The following is an 18,411-nucleotide window of genomic DNA, read 5'->3' as shown; positions in this document are numbered from 1 at the left end:
GACGAAATTTACTCCAAACTTGAATTCGCTCAGCCTTCTGCAACGACACCTTGGCCGCGCATCAGATCAAGCATTGTATAGGCGCGCTGGCGTAAATTGGCCGGTGCCAGATTATCGTCAGCGATCTGCTGAAACAATTTGAACGCATCTTCTGACCGTCCAGCTTTCCATGCAGCCAATGCCAGCGCTTCGCGTGCGCTGCTGCGCATCGGGTTGCTATCAGCAGAAAGAACTTCCACACGGCTTGAAACATCATCGTAAGAGCCGTGATCGACCAGAAGATAGGCCGCCCGCACACGCGCAATATCACGCAAGGGCGAATGAACGCTATTATCGGCAGCAATCGCATCAAAAGCTGCAATTGCTGCTTCCGGGTCGCCTTTTTCGGCCAGAACCGAAGCTGCGCGCATACGCGCCAAAACCGGATAAGAACCATATCCGGTTTCTGCCAGCTCATCCAGTGCGACCAGAGCCTGTTCGCTATTGCCAGCGGCAGCCAGATCAAGGGCTGCGAGAAATTTATCTCCAGATGCCGACGCTTTGCTTTCAACCCAATGTTGATAACCCACCGTGCCGGCTGTACCCAACACAATAGCAACAGCGGCGCCAATGATCAGCGGCCCAAAACGTCGCCAGACTGATTTCATCCGATCTGAACGGAGTTCCTCATTTACCTCGCGAATGAAACTGTCGTCTGCCATGGACCCGCCAATCCGTTTAACTAAAAATCCTTGTTCTGGCGCTTTTAGTCATAATTCACGCCATATGTAAGACCTTTAAGCGAAATAAGCTGTATCAACGGACAATATATATTTCTGTCCGGCCTTTCGCCACATTCACACGCCAGTTACAAACTGTTTCTGAATATCACGGTTCCTGCAAACGGCATAATTATCATGCGCATTCTTTCTAATCTCCTCATAGCTGCTGCCATGTTCATGGTCTTGCCTGGCTCGGCGCACGCAGAAACGAGCAAGCGGCAATATGTGTTGATTTCATTTGACGGGGCGCATGACAATCAGCTTTGGAAACGCTCGCGAGAACTCGCAAAAAAACATGATGTTCGTTTTACCTATTTTCTATCTTGCGTCTTTCTTATGACCAAGGCAGATCGCCGTGATTATCACCCTCCCCGGAGAAAAGCCGGTGCCTCAAATGTTGGCTTTGCCCAGAGCCGCGAAGAGATTTCAACGCGGCTCGACAATATTTGGCAAGCCCATCTTGAAGGTCATGAAATGGCCAGTCATGGCTGTGGACATTTTGATGGTGCGGATTGGTCGGAAGCGGATTGGAATAAAGAGTTTTCAGAATTCCGCCGCATCATGATAAATGCTTATAAAAACAACGACATCGCCAGCGAACCGACCGGATGGAAAGCACTTGTTGATCAAATATCTGGATTTCGTGCGCCCTATCTGGTCACGTCAAAATCATTACGCCATGCCCTGATAAATAATGGCTACCGCTATGATGCTTCAGCGGTGACGAGCGGGCCGATGGCGCCGAAATTTTCAGATGGAATTTTTTCTTTTGGCCTCCCGCTCATCGCTGAAGGCCCGTCCAACCGGCCCATTATTGCGATGGATTATAATCTTTATGTGCGCCACTCAAAGGGCAAGGAAGTGGCTGAAAAATCAGCACAATTTGAGGAGCGCACCTATAAAGCATTCCGCGCAAGCTTTGACAAACAATATGAAGGTGAACGCATTCCCTTGCAGTTGGGTTTTCACTTTGTGCTGATGAATAATGGAGCCTATTGGCGGGCTATGGAACGGCTGGTCGGTGAGGTTTGTTCGAAAGCTGATGTCACCTGCACCAGCTATCAAGATTATCTTGCGAAAACGCATGGCCAAACCAAAGCAACAGTTCAGCCACGCTCATAAATTATGCGTTGAAAAACGCTTCATATTCGTCGAGTTTGAAGCCAACTAACAGCTTTCCGTCTTTTTCGATTACCGGGCGTTTGACCATAGAGGGCTGTGCCAGCATGAGTTCGCGCGCTTTTGCAGCATCCACATTCTCGCGCTCTTCTGGGGCAAGTTTGCGGAATGTGGTTCCCGCTTTATTGAGTAATTTTTCCCAATCGGCCTTGGCAAAAAACCCATCCAGCGTTTCGGCAGTAAGGCCATCTTTTTTATAATCGTGAAAAGAATATTCGATTTTGTGATCGTCTAGCCAAGCGCGCGCTTTCTTCATTGTGTCGCAATTTCTGATGCCGTAAATCGTCACGCTCATAGCTTTACCTCAACTGATTCAACTGGGAAGTAATGCTATAACAGAATCCTTCCGGGCCACAAAATTTGCAAAAATTGGCGTCTAAATCTAAAAAAACGGCGGTTATTTCTCAAAAATCGTGCATTTCAGAAGCGGTTTTTTCATTTTCGGGGCGAAATTTCAGCTTTTTTCTCTTTTTCGAGCAGATTTTTCTTTCGTTCCACACCCCAGCGATAGCCCGATAGGCTGCCATCACTGCGCACGACACGATGACAAGGAATAGCGACTGCCAGCTTATTTGCGCCGCAAGCGCTTGCGACAGCGCGCACGGATTTTGGCGATCCGATCCTTTTTGCAAGCTCGCTATATGTGATGGTTTCGCCGAACGGAATTTCGCGCAAAGCCCGCCAGACACGCGCCTGAAAAACTGTTCCCCGCAAATCTAGCGGCAGATCAAATTTTGATTGCGGATTCTCGATAAGTCCGATGACTTTAGCAACATGATTTTCAAATTCACGATCCGCCCCAACTAGCTCGGCTTTAGGAAAGCGAAACTCCAGATCCTGAATCAAAAGCTCAGGATCATCTCCCATCAGAATGGCACAAATGCCTTTATCGCTTTGTGCGACCAATACGGTTCCGAGAGAGGTTTCGCCTATGGCAAAACGAATCGTTTCGCTCATGCCCCCCGAACGGTAATTTTTTGGCTTCATGCCCAAAATTTCGTCTGATGCTTCATAAAAGCGACTGCTGGAGCCAAAGCCCGAATCATAGATTGCCTGGGTGATCGAAGTTGAACCTTCCGCCAGCGCTGCTCGCAATTTTTCCGACCGTTTCGCATCGGTATATTCTTTTGGCGTGAGACCGGTTATCTCCTTAAAAATCCGGTGAAGATGGGCCGCGCCGGTTTTAAGGTTTTTAGCAATTTCCTCAATGGAAGGCGTTTCTTCAGCCATGTCGATCAGGCGGCAGGCGTGAATTACGAGATCGCTATGACGTTGGCGATTGAGTTCAACAAGTTTTGCACCAAGTTCGGGCATACAGCGCCGACAGGGTCTAAAACCCGCTTGTTCGGCATCTTCACTCTTTTGGTAAAATATCACATTTTCCCGCTTGGCGCGGCGTGACGGGCAAGATGGGCGACAGTAAATACCGGTTGTGCGCACCGCATAAACAAAAGTGCCATCGGCGGCTTTGTCATACGCCAACACTTTCTGCCAGCGGATTTCGTCGATATTTTGCGAAAGCATTCTCATCGGGACCATCCGTTTCCACATAAGATTATGAAGAAACCCTATCCCAAAGCAATAGAGCGAAAACTCCGCTCCTTGCTTTTAAACTTGAATATTCTTACGCCTTGCGCGCTTCCCGGACTGCTTGGACAAGATCGGTATGGCGCATCACACCGCCATAGACCTTTGTGCCAACAATGAAAGCAGGCGTTCCGACAAAATTAAACGCCTCGGCCTGATCCATATTGCGGCTGAGGATATTGTTAATATGGGTTGCATTGTCGCGAAAACGCGTTTCAAGCTTCTCTGGATCAAGACCAGCTTGAGCCAATAATTCCTTAACCCGGTCGCGGTTGAGCTGGCCAGTTGCCTTCATAAGAGCTTCGACTGCTTTTTCGTAATCGCCTAGATTTTCAGTCGCCAGAACCAATCTGGAAGCATAGGCGGATGTCTCACCGAAAATGATCCAGTCTTTGAGAATCAAGCGGATATTGCCATCGTCTTTGACGACGCGCATTAAATCCGCGTGCCCAGTTCGACAATAGGTACATTGATAATCGAAATATTCAACGATGGTGACATCGCCCAGAGGATTGCCAAGCACCGGAATATCAGGGTCATATTGCACTTCTGTGATGCTGGGCAGACGCTGCGCAAAAGCCTGATTTCCGAGCAGAGCCAATGATGCCCACGCCGCGCCACTTCCCACAAGAAATTGCCGACGATTGAACATTATGACTTTGTCCTATCGGATTGTTCTTTGCTCAAAACAACCACGCGACTTCCATTACGAACACGTTGATGCAGATCAAGAATATCCTGATTAAACAGTCGGATACAACCGGAAGATGCAGCTTTGCCCACCGACCAAGGTTCATTGGTGCCGTGGATACGATATAACGTATCCTTGCCATCGCGATAAAGATAAAGAGCACGCGCACCCAGAGGATTGTTGATGCCGCCTTCGAGCCCATTGGCATATTTTGCATAATGCTCTGGATTGCGTTTGATCATATTTTGTGTCGGCGTCCAACGCGGCCAACGGGCTTTATAAGCAACTTCTGCTTCACCGCTAAATTGCAAACCGGCCCGGCCAACGCCGACAGAATAGCGCATCGCCTTATTGTTGGGCTCTACAAGATAAAGATAGCGCTTATAGGGGTCCACAATGATGGTGCCAACCGGATAATGGGTCTCATAATCGACCTGCCGACGGAAGTTACGCTCATCAATCTTGCTTACATCAAGCGCCGGGATGGACCAGCCTGCATCTTTTACCGCGCCATACATCAGCTCATACTGGCTTTTACTTGTCGGCGCGGTGGGTTCAGGCTCGGGCTTGGGCGGAGGTGTATAGGCCGGAGCGGGGTTGGGCTGAATTTGAGGTGAATTCACCACGGGAACATTGGGCGCAAACGTGCTGCACGCGGCGGTTGAAAACGGTAAAATGAGCAACAATGCCAGCCGTGAAATGGTTGCCGGAACTTGTCTTATCTTGCCGCTAATATGCATCACTGATCCCATGGTTTGGGACGCGAATCGACGCGCCCTCATTGATTGCAGCTCCGGTTAACCAATGCCGCTATTGATTGCAACGCGTCGGCACAGCGCAGCGAGCGACATAATTGCATTTTCGCTACCAAAGAATCAGTCTTTGCTCGGATTACGGCCAGTCAAATTGCGGCTAAATGTCCATTGATGGGAATATTGTTATTTAATATCAATAAGTTAACCTAGTATCCACATGCCTATCCATTTGGTCGCATCCCGTTTCAATGTCGTTTGATTTAGATCAATGACAATTATCCGACCCATAGCGGATAAAATCTATCGTTGTGACTGTCCCTTAGGGGGCAGTTTTTGTTATGCGCTGCGAGGGTATTTGATGAACTACGCCGCTGGAACAGTCCTATCCGGTCTGGGAGCACTTTTTGCTGTGCTGCTGGCCGGCTTTTCTTCTGACGAGCTGTTCAGAATTCACATGTGGATTCTGTTTGCTACGCTTGCAATTTTTACCATTTTGTTGATGCGGAACGCTAATTACGGTTTGGCGCCCAAGAAAGTGGACCAATCTACCTATCTGGATGGGCCGATCCGCTACGGGGTCATCGCAACGGTGTTCTGGGCCGTTGTGGGCTTTTTTGCGGGGGTTTTCATCGCAGCGCAGCTTGCATTCCCCGATCTGAACTTTGAGCCTTACTTTAATTTCGGACGCGTACGCCCCCTGCACACCTCAGCGGTGGTTTTTGCTTTTGGTGGTAACGTTCTGATTGCAACCTCATTCTATGTGGTTCAGCGCACCTGCCGCGCCCGTCTTTTTGGCGGTGATCTGGGCTGGTTTGTGTTTTGGGGTTATAACCTGTTCCTGGTTATGGCGGCTTCCGGCTATCTGCTTGGCATCACGCAGTCGCGCGAATATGCAGAGCCAGAATGGTATGTCGATATTTGGCTGACGATCGTCTGGGTCGCCTATCTGGTGGTGTTCTTAGGGACCATTCTTCGGCGTAAAGAACCACATATTTATGTGGCGAACTGGTTTTATCTCTCGTTCATCATCACCGTGGCAATGCTGCATATCGTCAACAATCTGGCGGTACCGGTCTCTTTCCTCGGCGTTAAAAGCTATTCGGCTTTTGCGGGCGTACAGGATGCAGTCACTCAGTGGTGGTATGGACATAACGCAGTTGCGTTCTTCCTTACCGTGCCATTCCTGGCAATGATGTATTATTTCGTGCCAAAACAGGCTGATCGTCCGGTATATTCCTACCGTTTGTCGATCGTTCACTTCTGGTCGATCATTTTCCTCTACATCTGGGCTGGTCCTCACCATCTTCATTTCACTGCGATCCCTGACTGGGCGCAGACGCTCGGCATGGTGTTCTCAATCATGCTGTGGATGCCTTCATGGGGTGGGATGATCAATGGTCTTATGACGCTTTCAGGTGCATGGGATAAAATCCGTACTGATCCGATCATTCGCTTGATGGTGGCGGCTATCGCCTTCTACGGCATGGCGACTTTTGAAGGTCCGCTGATGTCGATCAAAACCGTAAACTCGCTTTCGCACTATACGGACTGGACCATTGGTCACGTTCATGCTGGTGCATTGGGCTGGAACGGTATGATCAGCTTTGCGGCGGTTTATTTCCTGGTTCCGAAACTATGGCACCGCGAACGCCTCTATTCGATCCGCATGGTGAACTGGCACTTCTGGTTGGCAACGCTGGGCATCGTTCTTTATGCAGCGTCTATGTGGGTTGCCGGTATTCAGCAGGGTCTGATGTGGCGCGAATATGATGCGCAGGGCTTCCTCGTCTATTCCTTCGCGGAAACCGTCGTGGCCATGTTCCCCTACTATGTCATCCGTACCCTGGGTGGTGTGCTTTACCTCGCTGGTGGCTTCCTGATGGCTTGGAATGTTTACAAGACCATTCGGGGCGACTTGCGTAACGAGGCCCCGATGGGTGGCGTACAGGCCATTCCCGTTGCCAAAGTACAGCCGGCCCAATAAGGAGCGTGTGATTTATGTCGATACTAAACAAACACTCCAAGCTGGAGAAGAACGCAACGCTGTTGCTGATCGCTTCGCTCGCGGTTGTCACGATTGGCGGTATTGTGGAGATCGCCCCGCTTTTCTATCTCGAAAACACCATCGAGAAAGTGGAAGGCATGCGCCCTTATTCGCCGCTCGAACTGGCAGGACGCGACATCTATATCCGTGAGGGATGCTATGTTTGCCATAGCCAGATGATCCGTCCTTTCCGGGATGAAGTGGAACGTTATGGGCATTACAGCCTTGCGGCTGAATCCATGTATGACCATTCATTCCAGTGGGGCTCCAAGCGCACAGGTCCTGACCTGGCGCGCGTTGGCGGCCGCTATTCCAACGAATGGCACGTGCAGCATCTGATCAGTCCACGAGATGTTGTGCCTGAATCGATCATGCCCAGCTATGGCTTCCTGTTGAACAGGCCGCTGAATATCACAAATATTGCAGCCAATCTTGAGGCCAATGTGAAAGTTGGGGTGCCTTACACCCCTGAAATGATCGAGAATGCAGTAGAGGATCTCAAAGCGCAGGCAACACCAGATGCGGATACATCGGAGTTGGAGGCGCGCTATCCAAAGGCCAGAGTCGGTGACTTTGACGGCAATCCGGACATGATCTCCGAAATGGACGCGCTGATAGCCTATCTGCAGATGCTCGGCACATTGGTTGATTTCTCGACCTACGATCAATCTCCTCAAGCCAGATAGACGGAACAAGGCAATGGATTACGACACCATGCGCACATTCGCCGATAGCTGGGGCCTCCTTGGCATGGCGATCTTCTTTGTCTTCGTTGTGCTTTTTGCTTTCCGCCCGGGAAGCAAAAAGAAAGCCGACGACGCAAAGAACATTCCGTTCAAGGACGATAAAGATGAGTGAAAAACAGATTGACGAAGTCACCGGCGTCTCGACGACCGGCCACGAATGGGATGGAATTAAAGAACTCGATAATCCCATGCCGCGTTGGTGGCTCTGGACCTGGTATGCAACTATTTTCTGGTCGCTACTTTATGTAATCGCCTACCCTGCTTGGCCGTTGATCAGCAGCTCAACCGCGGGCTTAATGGGTTGGTCGAGCCGAGGCGCCTTCTGGCAGGAGCAATCCGAAATTGCCAGTGAGCGTCAGGGCATTATCGACCAGATCAATGCCATGGATATTCATGAGATCATGGCAGATGACACGCTGCGGCAATATGCAATTGCAGGTGGAGCGGCCGCGTTTCGTGTCAATTGCGTACAGTGCCATGGTTCAGGCGCACAAGGCGCGCCCGGCTATCCCAATCTCAATGATGATGATTGGCTGTGGGGCGGTTCGATTGACGATATTTTGCTGACGATCCGTCATGGGGTTCGTTCGCCCGATGATGAAAATACGCGTGTATCGGAAATGCCCGCCTATGCAGATGTGCTTGAACCGCAGCAAATTCGCGATGTAGCGGCTTATGTGGTAAGCCTCTCAGGTACGCCGCACAATCCGGCCCGTATACCGGAAGGCGAAAAGATTTTCGCAGAAAACTGTGCGGTCTGTCACGGCGATGATGCTAAAGGCAATCGCGAGTTCGGTGCGCCCAACTTGACCGACGCAATCTGGTTTTACGGTTCGGGTGAAGATGCCATTGCCCGTCAGGTTACGCGGCCTAAACATGGTGTAATGCCTGCTTGGGAAGAGCGACTGGGTGACGCAACGGTCAAACAACTCGCAATATTCGTTCACTCACTGGGTGGCGGTGAATAATCAACACCCGCTCCGCTTAACAGCGGAGCGGGTTAAAACGTAACTATAGGAGATGAAGCGGGTCGCATATGAGAGCCTTTTGCTCACATTGAAATGTCAAAGGCTAAGATTATCGAAGGTGATTGGGACATAGTCAATTTGCTCCAATTGCAGTGGTGAAACCCGCACCGGACCTCATTTCGCTTTTGCGAAGGCAGTCCGATTTCTCCATTCCAACGTCTGCTGAACTTGGATTTGCGTCCAGAAGTTTCAGATTTTTCAGTAGACACGATAACAGACGCATCGTCTGTGAACGGCAACAACGATGCGTCTAGGAGCCGATGCAGCAGGAGCAGGGCATATGTCAGACGATGTCGAGCGGATTGACGTTCAGGCGGTCAACTCCCCCCAGACCCGCAAATCGCTTTATGCGGCACGGGTCAAAATTTTCCCAAGACGGGTGAAAGGCGAATTCCGGCGTTTCAAGTGGATCGTCATGTTCGTCACGCTGGGTATTTATTATCTCACACCGTTTTTGCGCTGGGATCGTGGCCCTTATGCTCCTGATCAGGCAGTCTTGATCGATCTGGCAAATCGCCGCTTCTATTTCTTCTTTATCGAAATTTGGCCGCAGGAATTTTATTATGTCGCAGGTCTGCTAATCATGGCGGGCTTGGGACTATTTCTTGCGACCTCCGCGGTTGGACGAGCGTGGTGCGGATATACATGCCCGCAAACCGTCTGGGTTGATCTCTTTTTGGTGGTGGAACGCGCCATTGAAGGGGATCGCAACGCGCGCATAAAGCTGGACAAAGCGCCGTGGACCTTCGACAAAGTCTGGAAACGAGTTACCAAACACAGCATCTGGCTGCTGATTGGCATTCTGACCGGGGGCGCTTGGATATTCTACTTTGCCGATGCGCCGACCTTGGCGGTTGATTTTGTTACCGGCAAAGCTGCACCGGTTGCTTATTTCACGGTCGCGATCCTCACTTTCACGACTTACGTGTTTGGCGGTCTGATGCGCGAGCAAGTATGCACCTATATGTGCCCATGGCCACGCATCCAAGCCGCGATGATGGACGAAAATGCGCTGACCGTCACTTATAATGACTGGCGCGGGGAGCCGCGTTCACGCCATTCCAAAAAAGCGATCGCTGCTGGGGAAACGGTTGGTGATTGCGTCGATTGTAATGCCTGTGTCGCCGCCTGCCCGATGGGTATTGATATTCGTGATGGCCAGCAGCTTGAATGCATCACCTGTGCGTTGTGCATTGATGCTTGTAATTCGGTGATGGATAAGCTCGGTAAGCCGCGTGGGCTGATCTCCTATGCGACGCTGGCTGATTATAATGCCAATATGAATCTGGCTACCAATAATGGTGCATCGCCAATTGATCCTAAGCGCGTATATGAGGCACCCAATAAGCTTTCCGATTCAGTGCAGCGGCTATCGTGGAAAAAGATGCTGCGTCCCCGCACGCTGATTTATTTGGCGATCTGGCTGCTCGTAGGGCTGACACTGCTGTTTTCGCTCAATATGCGTCAGCGCATCGGCATTAATGTGCTGCATGATCGCAATCCTCAATATGTGTTACTTTCGGACGGCTCAATCCGTAACGGATATACGGTTAAGCTTCTTAATATGGTCCCGACACCTCGCGTGTTCCGACTGGCAATTGACGGCCTTCCGGGGGCCACATTGACAGTGCAAGATGAAAACTCGGTTTCGGAAAATACTTATGAGGTGCCAGTGGATCCGGATCGTTTGAAGACGCTGCGGATGTTCATCACGATGCCGCCCGCCTCCATCGGCACTGATCGCACGGATTTTGAAATCGAAATCCAAGACGTGGATGGATCGGAAAGTGCCCGATACAAGGCAATCTTCATAGCTCCGGAGAATAGATAATGTCTGGAAAAAGAAAAACTCCTGGCTCTTTCACCGGCTGGCATATGCTGGCGATCATGCTGGCATTCTTCGGCGTGATCATCGTGGTCAATCTGATCATGGCCTATAATGCGCATCATAGCTGGAGTGGATTGGTCGTTCAGAATTCCTATGTCGCAGGGCAGGAATTTAACGAGAAATCCGAGATCGGAAAACAGCAAGCGGCGCTCGAATGGCAGGTTGAAGAAAACTATTCGGATGGCACCTTTTCTTATCAGATAAAGGACAAAAACGGAGAAGCCGTTGATGTGATGGGCGCGTCTGCCTTGTTCAAACGCCCTGTGGGCGATGCGCAGGACACTTTGATTAATCTGGAAGTGACAGGTCCTGGCACGATGAGCGCACCGGTGCAGCTTGATGACGGCGCGTGGATTATGGAAGTCAACACCAATGCGGGGCTGGAATATCCTTATCGCGATGTAAAACGGATTCATGTCCGTAATGGTAAATTGCTATGAGTTGTTGTGTAGAATCCGCTCAGATTGCAACCATATCGAAGGTCATTTCGCCGGAAGAATTGACGCTCTCAAGCCGCGCCTTGGGCAACGGATTGCGCCAGATTGAGCTTTCCGTTCCCGATGTGCATTGCGGCATGTGTATCAAGAGTATCGAAAATGGGTTGGGAGCATTGCCGGGTGTCGAATATGCACGCGTCAATCTCACCGCCAAGCGGGTCTCTGTGCGCTGGAAAGACGGAACCACACCTCCGAATATTATCGATGAACTCAATAAGCTGGGTTATCAGGCGCATATTTTCGATATGGTGCGTGAAAAAGATCCGACATTTACGCGACTATTGATTGCGCTGGGTGTTGCGGCCTTTGCATCGAGCAATGTCATGTTGCTTTCAGTGGCCGTATGGTCAGGCGCTGATGCCGCCACCCGCGATCTGTTTCACTGGATTTCTGCGCTGATTGCGCTTCCGACACTGATCTATTCGGGCCGTATTTTTTATACTTCCGCATGGACCGCACTGAGAGCTCGCCGCGTCAATATGGATGTTCCGATTGCGCTTGCGATTTCGCTCGCCTTTATAATGAGCATTTATGAGACCATTCATCATGGTGAACATGCATATTTTGATGCGTCAGTCTCTCTGCTTTTCTTCCTATTGATCGGGCGTACGCTTGATTACACAATGCGCGAACGGGCACGCTCTGCGGTGCGCGGGCTAGCGCAGCTCGGCTCTCGCGGCGCTGTGGTGATTGGTGAAAATGGCGAGCATAATTATCTGCCCGTCAATGACATCAAGCCAGATATGCGCATTATTCTTACGACAGGAGAACGTGTGCCGGTCGATGCGCGCGTTGAAGAAGGGCGTTCAGAACTTGATTGTTCGATTGCATCAGGGGAAAGCGATGCGGTTCCTGTGGGGCCTGGATCTGATATCCGGGCGGGCACGCTTAATCTTTCCGCCCCACTGATCATCCGAGCAACGGCTGAAGCCAAGGATTCATTTCTGGCCGAAATGGTGCGGCTCATGGATGTGGCCGGAGATGGTCGCGCACGTTATCGCCGATTGGCAGACCGAGCGTCTGAACTTTATGTTCCCCTCGTCCATTCCATCGCATTCATGGCTTTTCTAGGCTGGATGGTTTACACGGGCGGCGATTGGTATCGCTCGATCTATATTGCCATTTCGACGCTTATCATTACCTGCCCGTGTGCGCTGGCGCTTGCGGTTCCAATCGTTCAGGTGGTTGCGGCTCGTCGTTTGTTTGAAAACGGAATTATGATCAAAGACGGGTCTGCCATGGAGCGAATGGCAGAGATTGATACGGCGCTTTTTGATAAAACCGGCACATTAACGCTAGGTCAGCCACAGCTGATTGATCAGCAGAAAATCGATCCGGCTAATCTGGAAATTGCATCCGAGCTTTCGCTTTATTCAAGGCATCCGCTCTCGCGGGCATTGGCCGCTTTCTCCGGTTCCAAGCCGATGACTGCGTTCACTCGCATAGAGGAAGTGCCGGGATCGGGCATTGAAGCTGAGCTGGATGGCAAAGTTTATCGGCTTGGCAGGCGAGACTGGGCTGGCGGCAATGAGGCGGTTGAAGCGCAAAGCTCGGGCCCACAAACCTGTCTTTCGATTGATGGAAAAATAGTGGAGACATTCCACTTTGAAGACCGTCCACGTGAAGATGCGGCTCTGGCGCTTGGCGAATTGCGTCAAGCGGGCATTAAGCTTGGCATTATGTCGGGCGACAAGCTGCCCGCGGTGAAAAAGCTCGCAGGCTATCTTGGCGTTGATAATTATCGCGCTGAAATATTGCCTGCTGAAAAATCAGAAATTGTGCAGGAACTTTCTGCCGAGGGTAAAAAAGTGCTGATGGTTGGCGACGGGCTGAATGACGCGCCAGCGCTGGTTTCGGCCTATGTCTCCATGGCTCCTGCAACGGCCGCTGATATTGGTCGCAATGCCGCAGACTTTGTTTTCTTGCGTGAGAGCTTGGCGGCAGTTCCGCTTGCCCGCGCAATATCCAAAGAAGCGGGCAAGCTGATCAGGCAGAATTTTGCGCTCTCTATCGGGTATAATATGATCGCTGTGCCCATCGCGATATTCGGCTATGTGACGCCGCTTGTGGCTGCGCTTTCCATGTCATTCTCGTCGATTGTTGTTATCAGCAATGCGATGCGGCTTAAGGCTGGCAAAGAGACTGCAAAGAAACAGGCCAAGACAGCGCCTGTTTCTTCGCTGCAAGAGGCTGCTGAATGAGCGGGCTGTTATTTCTAATACCGCTTGCGCTTATTTTGGGCGGATTGGGGCTGGCTGCCTTCCTTTGGGCGTTGAAAGACGGGCAGTATGACGATCTGGATGGAGCCGCCAACCGCATTTTACTCGATGATGACGAGGATATTAATCCTCAATCAGAATCGCCCGAAGATCGTTGACATTTGTGCCGGTCGGTCCCGGCACAAATAGATCACCAATTGCGTGAAATGCAGTCCAGGCATCATTCGCATTAAGCCGAGCTGATGCATCCTCGCCCGCTTCCAGCAAACGGCTAATGCTTGTGCCATCAGCAAATGCACCGGCATTATCTTCAGAGCCGTCAATGCCATCTGTGTCGGCGGCCAACGCGTGAATATTGGAATAGCCGTCGATACCAAGCGCAAATGACAGCAAAAATTCGCTGTTGCGGCCACCCTTACCGCCTTTGGCACGAATGGTGACGGTGGTTTCGCCGCCCGATAAAAGCACCACTGGTTTTTTAAACGGGCGGTTGCGAGTTGCTATCTCACGCGCAATGGCGGCATGGACATGGGCAACTTCGCGCGCTTCACCTTCTATCGAGTCAGAAAGTATGATTGCTGATAATCCCTGCTTTTCTGCCTCACGCGCCGCAGCCTCCAGCGATGCAGCGGCAGAAGCGATCACGCGCACTTCATTATTGGCAAAAATTGCGTCGTCAGGCTTTGGCGCATGGCAGTTTTCGCTTCGAATATGCGCCATGGCAGCAGCGGGAAGGTCAAGACTATAGCGTTCGAGGATTTTCAATGCGTGGTCGCGATTTGTATCATCGGGGACCGTCGGGCCAGACGCCACAAAGGCCGGATTATCACCGGGAATGTCAGACACAATCAGTGAAAACACTTTTGCCGGATGGGCGGCGGCAGCGAGCCTTCCGCCTTTTATCAATGAAAGGTGCTTTCTGATCGTATTCATGGCTGAAATCGGCGCGCCAGAAGCCAGCAAAGCTTGATTGACAGCAATTTCGTCTGCCAGCGTCATGCCATCGGGCGGGGACGGCAATAATGCTGAGCCGCCGCCCGAAATAAGCGCCACCACCAAATCATCTTTGCTAAGGCCGGAGATCAGCTCAAACAAACGTTTTGCGGCGTCCAGACCCGCTTGATCGGGGACTGGATGGGCTGCTTCGATGATCTCAATATGATTGCAGGGCGTGGCATAGCCATAGCGCGTTACAACCAGGCCTTTGAGGGTTGAATCTGGATGTTTTTCAGCCCAGGCTTTTTCGAAGGCTGCCGCCATTTGCGCAGATCCCTTGCCCGCCCCGATCACTATCGTGCGGCCTTTGGGTTTTTGTGGCAAATTCTCACGAATGACCAATTCCGGATCTGCGGCTTTTACCGCAGCGTCAAAAAGACTGGTGAGAAATTTTCTCGGATCAGCAATTCTGGTCATATGTCCTGCATTGAAGAAAGTTGAGACTTGAGCGGTTTTCCGGCAATATAAGTTTCCGCTATCGCACGGTCATCGCCTAAGGTCTGCAATAAGAAAAGCTCCTGCTCTAGCGATGCGCCCGCCGCCATGCGCAGCCGCATCACCGAAGTGGCTTGTGAATCAAGCACTACAATATCTGCTTCTGTGCCTGCATCAAGCGTGCCGATCTTATCTTCCATTGCCAGCGCCCGAGCATTACCCAAAGTCATCATATAAAAAGATTGCAATGGGTTGAGCCGCTGCTCACGAAGTTGCAAAACCTTGTAGCCTTCATCCATGGTGCGCAGCATGGAAAAGCTGGTGCCGCCGCCAATATCGGTGGCAACCGAGATGCGAACGCCAGCCTGTTTGAGCCGGTCCCGGTCAAAAAGGCCAGATCCCAAGAACAGATTTGATGTTGGGCAGAAAACCGCAATCGACCCGGTTTCCGCCATGAGTTGCACTTCTCGCTCTTCCAGATGGATAGAGTGGCCAAGCAGCGTCTTATTTCCCAAAAGGCCGTAATGTTCATAAATGCCAAGATAGTCCGGCGCATCTGGATAAAGCGATTTGGTGAAGGCGATTTCATCCAAATTTTCCGACAAATGTGTCTGGATAAAACATTCAGGATGCTCACGCGCCAAAGCTCCGCTTGCTTCGAGCTGTTCTGGCGTTGAAGTGATCGCAAAACGCGGTGAAATCACATAATCAAGCCGGCTTTTGCCATGCCAGCGTTTAATCAGCGCTTTGGTGTCGTCATATCCTGTCTGTGCCGTATCGCAGAGAGCTGGCGGCGCATTGCGATCCATCATGACCTTGCCGCCAAGCATACGCATATTGCGTTGTTCAGCCGCGCGGAAATAGGCATCAGCACTTTGCGGATGCACCGAACAATAAGCGACTGCGGTGGTGGTGCCCTGGCGGATCAGCTCATCCAGAAAACGCTCAGCGATAAATTCCGCATGTTGCTCATCGGCAAATTTCTGCTCTGCAACAAATGTATAGGTATTGAGCCATTCAAGCAGATTAGCCGCATAGGAAGCCACGACTTGCGTCTGTGGAAAATGGATATGGGTATCAATGAAGCCGGGCAAGATCAGATGAGGACGATGATCAGCGATTTTAATATCGGTGCCCGCCTGCGCGCTCACGCTTTTAAAGTCACCCGTGCGGACAATGTGGCCATTTTCGACCAACACTGCTCCATCTTCAATATAGCTGTAGGAATTTTCGTCATCTAGGCTCTGTGGTTCGTCACGGAAGGTTAGTACGCGGCCTCGGATGAGTAATTTATGCATTATTCTTTTGCTCCAGCGACGGCGGAATCATACCATGAGGTAAGAAGCTGTCGCTCTTGTTCAGTTACGCCGGTTATGTTGGCAGGTGGCATGGCATGTGAGCGCCCAGCCTGCAAATAGATATCACGCGCATGGGCCGCGATATCACGATCGGTTTCAAGTATTACCCCTTTGGGTGCAGTAATCATGCCTTCCCAGCTTGGCTCTTGGGCATGACACATGGCACATCGGCCCAGAACCGTATCGCGCACAGTGTCAAAATGTGGATCCGCGATAAAGCTCTGTTGCAAGCTAGAGATTTTAGTGTCTTCGCGCTCACCGGTGAGAATTTTGGGAACTGTGGAAAGCCACATGATAGCAATAAACAGCAAGACAGTGACCAACCAAGTCCAGGTTGGATTGCCTTTGCCCGCATGGCGGGTGTTGAACCAATGGCGGATGGTAACCCCCATCAGAAAGACCAGCGAGGCAATCACCCAATTATATTCGGTGGCAAAGGCCAGCGGATAATGGTTTGAGAGCATCAAGAACAGGACAGGCAGTGTCAGATAATTATTATGTGTCGAGCGCTGTTTGGCGATTTTTCCGTATTTGGGATCAGGTTTGCGCCCGGCAATCAGATCAGCGACCACAATTTTCTGATTGGGGATGATGATCATAAACACATTGGCTGACATGATGGTCGCGGTGAATGCGCCCAGATGCAGAAAGGCCGCCCGGCCTGTGAAAAGATGTGTATAGCCCCATGCGACCAAAACCAGCACGAAATAGAGCAATATCATCAACAAAGTGTCGCTTTTTCCAAGCGCCATCTTGCAGATCATATCATAAGCGAGCCAGCCAAAAGCGAGGGATGCAAGTGAAATGCCAATCGCAACCGGGGCGGAGACATCCAGAACGTTTGGATCTATTAGATAAAGATCAGCGCCCGCATAATAGACGATGCAGAGCAGAGCGAAGCCGGAAAGCCAAGTGGCGTAGGATTCCCATTTAAACCAAATCAGATGTTCTGGCATCTGAGCCGGTGCGACCAGATATTTCTGGATGTGATAGAAACCACCGCCATGGACCTGCCATTCTTCGCCAAAGGCACCTTCTGGCAGACCGGGGCGCTGGCGCAGGCCAAGATCAAGCGCCATGAAATAGAAGGATGATCCGATCCACGCGATAGCGGTTATCACATGCAACCATCGTGCTGCGAAGCCTAGCCAATCCCAGGCCACGGCAAGATCATACATGCATCCCTCCCATTATTCCCCAAAGCTCCCAATGCAACCTATACTAAGATGCCTGTTCAAACCTCTTATGCCAATGAGCAAGTTTTTTGAGATCAGGCTTATCGACTTAAAACCGGTTCCCACTTTTGGCGGGAATGCACTAATGTGCCAAAGGAATCGATTACGGGGAATGTTTGATCACACCGATCACTTTCAAAAAAATCTAGACAATGGTGCAGTAGCCTATGTCATATCTGGATAATTTGCGCGTCTTTGTGCGCGTCGTTGAATTGGGCAATCTTTCAGCGGCAGGGCGTGACCAGCGGGTCTCTCCGGCGGTTGCCAGCAATCGCATCAAAGAACTGGAAAAACACCTGGGCGCGCGCCTATTTAACCGCACGACGCGTAAACTCACCCCGACAGAACATGGGCGGCTGTTTTATGATGGTGCGCTGAAAATACTCGAAGCTGTCGAGGAAGCGGAATCAGCCATAGGAGAACTTTCGAAAAATCCCAAAGGTTCGCTGCGCATCACTGCACCGCTTGGTATTGGACGAAGGCTGATTGCGTCAGGTATTCCCGAATTTCATGATAAATATCCAGATATTGAAGTTCGCTTGCGGCTGTCAGATCATGATATCGATATTATGAGCGAGGGCGTCGACGTTGCGTTCAAGCTCGGCGTGCTGGAAAATTCAAATCTGCGCATGCGGGGCATTATGGATTGCGAGCGGGTGATTTGTGCAACGCCCGAATATTTGCAAAAGCATGGTTTGCCGCAATCGCCTGAAGAGCTGGTGGGCGAGAAACATCATTGCCTTTTGCTGCGCTTTCCGGGGTCCAAGGAATATTATTGGACCCTTCAAACGCCTACAGGGCTGCGTAAGTTTGAAGTGAGAGGTCCATATGATTCAGATGATGGCGATGTGCTGACACAATGGGCGCTTGCGGGGCGCGGCATTATCAATAAGCCAGTTTTCGAAGTGAAGGAATATATGCGCGAAGGCAGGCTGGTTCCAATCCTCGAAAGCACCCCGCCAGCGCCTATTCAATTGGCCGCCATTTATCCG

At 51.0% G+C, this 18,411-nt stretch carries 18 protein-coding genes; 10 read left to right on the top strand and 8 right to left on the bottom strand.

The genetic code is table 11. From position 1 onward, the window contains the following. Nucleotides 1–29: 29 nt before the first annotated feature. Nucleotides 30–701 (bottom strand): tetratricopeptide repeat protein, encoded by a 672-nt coding sequence (locus C7374_RS02685; RefSeq protein ID WP_111574047.1) that lies wholly within the window; start codon nt 699–701, stop codon nt 30–32. 195 nt (nt 702–896) lie between these two features. On the opposite strand from C7374_RS02685, the gene C7374_RS02680 reads away from it, so the two are divergent. Beyond that, nucleotides 897–1,883, top strand: coding sequence for a polysaccharide deacetylase family protein (locus C7374_RS02680; RefSeq protein ID WP_111574046.1), 987 nt, complete (start codon nt 897–899; stop codon nt 1,881–1,883). Nucleotide 1,884: 1 nt separating this feature from the next. Here the strand turns inward: C7374_RS02680 and C7374_RS02675 are convergent, their stop codons facing one another. The 4 genes from C7374_RS02675 to C7374_RS02660 all read right to left on the bottom strand — a co-directional run bounded on the left by C7374_RS02675 (nt 1,885) and on the right by C7374_RS02660 (nt 5,000). Further along, entirely contained in the window at nt 1,885–2,235 is a 351-nt protein-coding gene (locus tag C7374_RS02675) for an ArsC family reductase (RefSeq protein ID WP_111574045.1), read from the bottom strand. A 140-nt stretch (nt 2,236–2,375) separates the two neighbouring features. Then, entirely contained in the window at nt 2,376–3,470 is a 1,095-nt protein-coding gene (gene ada, locus C7374_RS02670) for a bifunctional DNA-binding transcriptional regulator/O6-methylguanine-DNA methyltransferase Ada (protein ID WP_374849818.1), read from the bottom strand. A 94-nt stretch (nt 3,471–3,564) separates the two neighbouring features. Further along, nucleotides 3,565–4,179, bottom strand: coding sequence for a DsbA family protein (locus tag C7374_RS02665; protein ID WP_111574043.1), 615 nt, complete (start codon nt 4,177–4,179; stop codon nt 3,565–3,567). Continuing rightward, entirely contained in the window at nt 4,179–5,000 is an 822-nt protein-coding gene (locus C7374_RS02660) for a L,D-transpeptidase (protein ID WP_374849820.1), read from the bottom strand. Before C7374_RS02660 ends, C7374_RS02665 begins: the two co-directional genes overlap by 1 nt. A 331-nt stretch (nt 5,001–5,331) precedes the next feature. Between C7374_RS02660 and ccoN the strand changes: the two genes are divergently transcribed. From ccoN to ccoS, 8 genes are all read left to right on the top strand, one after another. Next, a complete protein-coding gene (gene ccoN, locus C7374_RS02655; RefSeq protein ID WP_111574041.1) occupies nt 5,332–6,957 on the top strand; it encodes a cytochrome-c oxidase, cbb3-type subunit I in 1,626 nt (541 codons plus the stop codon). 14 nt (nt 6,958–6,971) lie between these two features. Continuing rightward, nucleotides 6,972–7,703: a cytochrome-c oxidase, cbb3-type subunit II gene (ccoO, locus tag C7374_RS02650; RefSeq protein ID WP_111574040.1), complete on the top strand. Its 732-nt coding sequence runs from the start codon at nt 6,972–6,974 to the stop codon at nt 7,701–7,703. Nucleotides 7,704–7,716: 13 nt separating this feature from the next. Next, on the top strand, nt 7,717–7,875 hold the full coding sequence (locus C7374_RS02645; RefSeq protein WP_111574039.1) for a cbb3-type cytochrome c oxidase subunit 3: 159 nt from the start codon (nt 7,717–7,719) through the stop codon (nt 7,873–7,875). Then, nucleotides 7,868–8,731 (top strand): cytochrome-c oxidase, cbb3-type subunit III, encoded by an 864-nt coding sequence (ccoP, locus tag C7374_RS02640; RefSeq protein ID WP_111574038.1) that lies wholly within the window; start codon nt 7,868–7,870, stop codon nt 8,729–8,731. Before C7374_RS02645 ends, ccoP begins: the two co-directional genes overlap by 8 nt. A 340-nt stretch (nt 8,732–9,071) precedes the next feature. Continuing rightward, entirely contained in the window at nt 9,072–10,622 is a 1,551-nt protein-coding gene (ccoG, locus tag C7374_RS02635; RefSeq protein ID WP_111574037.1) for a cytochrome c oxidase accessory protein CcoG, read from the top strand. Next, nucleotides 10,622–11,119 (top strand): FixH family protein, encoded by a 498-nt coding sequence (locus C7374_RS02630; RefSeq protein ID WP_111574036.1) that lies wholly within the window; start codon nt 10,622–10,624, stop codon nt 11,117–11,119. The genes ccoG and C7374_RS02630 overlap by 1 nt, the downstream gene beginning before the upstream one ends. Further along, nucleotides 11,116–13,377: a cation-translocating P-type ATPase gene (locus C7374_RS02625; protein WP_111574035.1), complete on the top strand. Its 2,262-nt coding sequence runs from the start codon at nt 11,116–11,118 to the stop codon at nt 13,375–13,377. The genes C7374_RS02630 and C7374_RS02625 overlap by 4 nt, the downstream gene beginning before the upstream one ends. After that, nucleotides 13,374–13,553 carry a cbb3-type cytochrome oxidase assembly protein CcoS gene (ccoS, locus tag C7374_RS02620; RefSeq protein WP_111574034.1) on the top strand — a complete coding sequence of 60 codons (180 nt, stop codon included), beginning with the start codon at nt 13,374–13,376 and terminating at the stop codon, nt 13,551–13,553. The genes C7374_RS02625 and ccoS overlap by 4 nt, the downstream gene beginning before the upstream one ends. Here the strand turns inward: ccoS and C7374_RS02615 are convergent. The 3 genes from C7374_RS02615 to C7374_RS02605 are packed head-to-tail and all read right to left on the bottom strand — an operon-like array spanning nt 13,519 to nt 17,362. Then, nucleotides 13,519–14,808: a glycerate kinase type-2 family protein gene (locus C7374_RS02615; RefSeq protein ID WP_111574033.1), complete on the bottom strand. Its 1,290-nt coding sequence runs from the start codon at nt 14,806–14,808 to the stop codon at nt 13,519–13,521. The two genes, ccoS and C7374_RS02615, sit on opposite strands and share 35 nt — an antisense overlap. Beyond that, nucleotides 14,805–16,124 (bottom strand): guanine deaminase, encoded by a 1,320-nt coding sequence (gene guaD, locus C7374_RS02610; RefSeq protein WP_111574032.1) that lies wholly within the window; start codon nt 16,122–16,124, stop codon nt 14,805–14,807. The genes C7374_RS02615 and guaD overlap by 4 nt, the downstream gene beginning before the upstream one ends. Then, on the bottom strand, nt 16,124–17,362 hold the full coding sequence (locus tag C7374_RS02605) for a urate hydroxylase PuuD (protein ID WP_111574031.1): 1,239 nt from the start codon (nt 17,360–17,362) through the stop codon (nt 16,124–16,126). The genes guaD and C7374_RS02605 overlap by 1 nt, the downstream gene beginning before the upstream one ends. A gap of 224 nt (nt 17,363–17,586) precedes the next feature. Here C7374_RS02605 and C7374_RS02595 point away from each other — a divergent pair. Next, on the top strand, nt 17,587–18,411 hold an 825-nt coding region (locus tag C7374_RS02595), incomplete at its 3' end, for a LysR family transcriptional regulator (RefSeq protein WP_111574029.1).

This window comes from Falsochrobactrum ovis (assembly GCF_003259955.1).
Taxonomy (GTDB): Bacteria; Pseudomonadota; Alphaproteobacteria; order Rhizobiales; family Rhizobiaceae; genus Brucella; species Brucella ovis_A.
This window is presented reverse-complemented; position numbering and strand designations above follow the sequence as displayed.

What these genes read in the sequence shown, in the direction of transcription:
- C7374_RS02660 (WP_374849820.1), bottom strand. Translation starts at nt 5,000, where the DNA reads ATGAGGGCGCGTCGATTCGCGTCCCAAACCATGGGATCAGTGATGCAT.
- C7374_RS02615 (WP_111574033.1), bottom strand. Translation starts at nt 14,808, where the DNA reads ATGACCAGAATTGCTGATCCGAGAAAATTTCTCACCAGTCTTTTTGAC.
- ccoS (WP_111574034.1), top strand. Translation starts at nt 13,374, where the DNA reads ATGAGCGGGCTGTTATTTCTAATACCGCTTGCGCTTATTTTGGGCGGA.
- guaD (WP_111574032.1), bottom strand. Translation starts at nt 16,124, where the DNA reads ATGCATAAATTACTCATCCGAGGCCGCGTACTAACCTTCCGTGACGAA.
- ccoP (WP_111574038.1), top strand. Translation starts at nt 7,868, where the DNA reads ATGAGTGAAAAACAGATTGACGAAGTCACCGGCGTCTCGACGACCGGC.
- ccoG (WP_111574037.1), top strand. Translation starts at nt 9,072, where the DNA reads ATGTCAGACGATGTCGAGCGGATTGACGTTCAGGCGGTCAACTCCCCC.
- C7374_RS02625 (WP_111574035.1), top strand. Translation starts at nt 11,116, where the DNA reads ATGAGTTGTTGTGTAGAATCCGCTCAGATTGCAACCATATCGAAGGTC.
- C7374_RS02665 (WP_111574043.1), bottom strand. Translation starts at nt 4,179, where the DNA reads ATGTTCAATCGTCGGCAATTTCTTGTGGGAAGTGGCGCGGCGTGGGCA.
- ada (WP_374849818.1), bottom strand. Translation starts at nt 3,470, where the DNA reads ATGAGAATGCTTTCGCAAAATATCGACGAAATCCGCTGGCAGAAAGTG.
- C7374_RS02630 (WP_111574036.1), top strand. Translation starts at nt 10,622, where the DNA reads ATGTCTGGAAAAAGAAAAACTCCTGGCTCTTTCACCGGCTGGCATATG.
- C7374_RS02645 (WP_111574039.1), top strand. Translation starts at nt 7,717, where the DNA reads ATGGATTACGACACCATGCGCACATTCGCCGATAGCTGGGGCCTCCTT.
- C7374_RS02685 (WP_111574047.1), bottom strand. Translation starts at nt 701, where the DNA reads ATGGCAGACGACAGTTTCATTCGCGAGGTAAATGAGGAACTCCGTTCA.
- C7374_RS02675 (WP_111574045.1), bottom strand. Translation starts at nt 2,235, where the DNA reads ATGAGCGTGACGATTTACGGCATCAGAAATTGCGACACAATGAAGAAA.
- C7374_RS02680 (WP_111574046.1), top strand. Translation starts at nt 897, where the DNA reads ATGCGCATTCTTTCTAATCTCCTCATAGCTGCTGCCATGTTCATGGTC.
- ccoN (WP_111574041.1), top strand. Translation starts at nt 5,332, where the DNA reads ATGAACTACGCCGCTGGAACAGTCCTATCCGGTCTGGGAGCACTTTTT.
- ccoO (WP_111574040.1), top strand. Translation starts at nt 6,972, where the DNA reads ATGTCGATACTAAACAAACACTCCAAGCTGGAGAAGAACGCAACGCTG.
- C7374_RS02605 (WP_111574031.1), bottom strand. Translation starts at nt 17,362, where the DNA reads ATGTATGATCTTGCCGTGGCCTGGGATTGGCTAGGCTTCGCAGCACGA.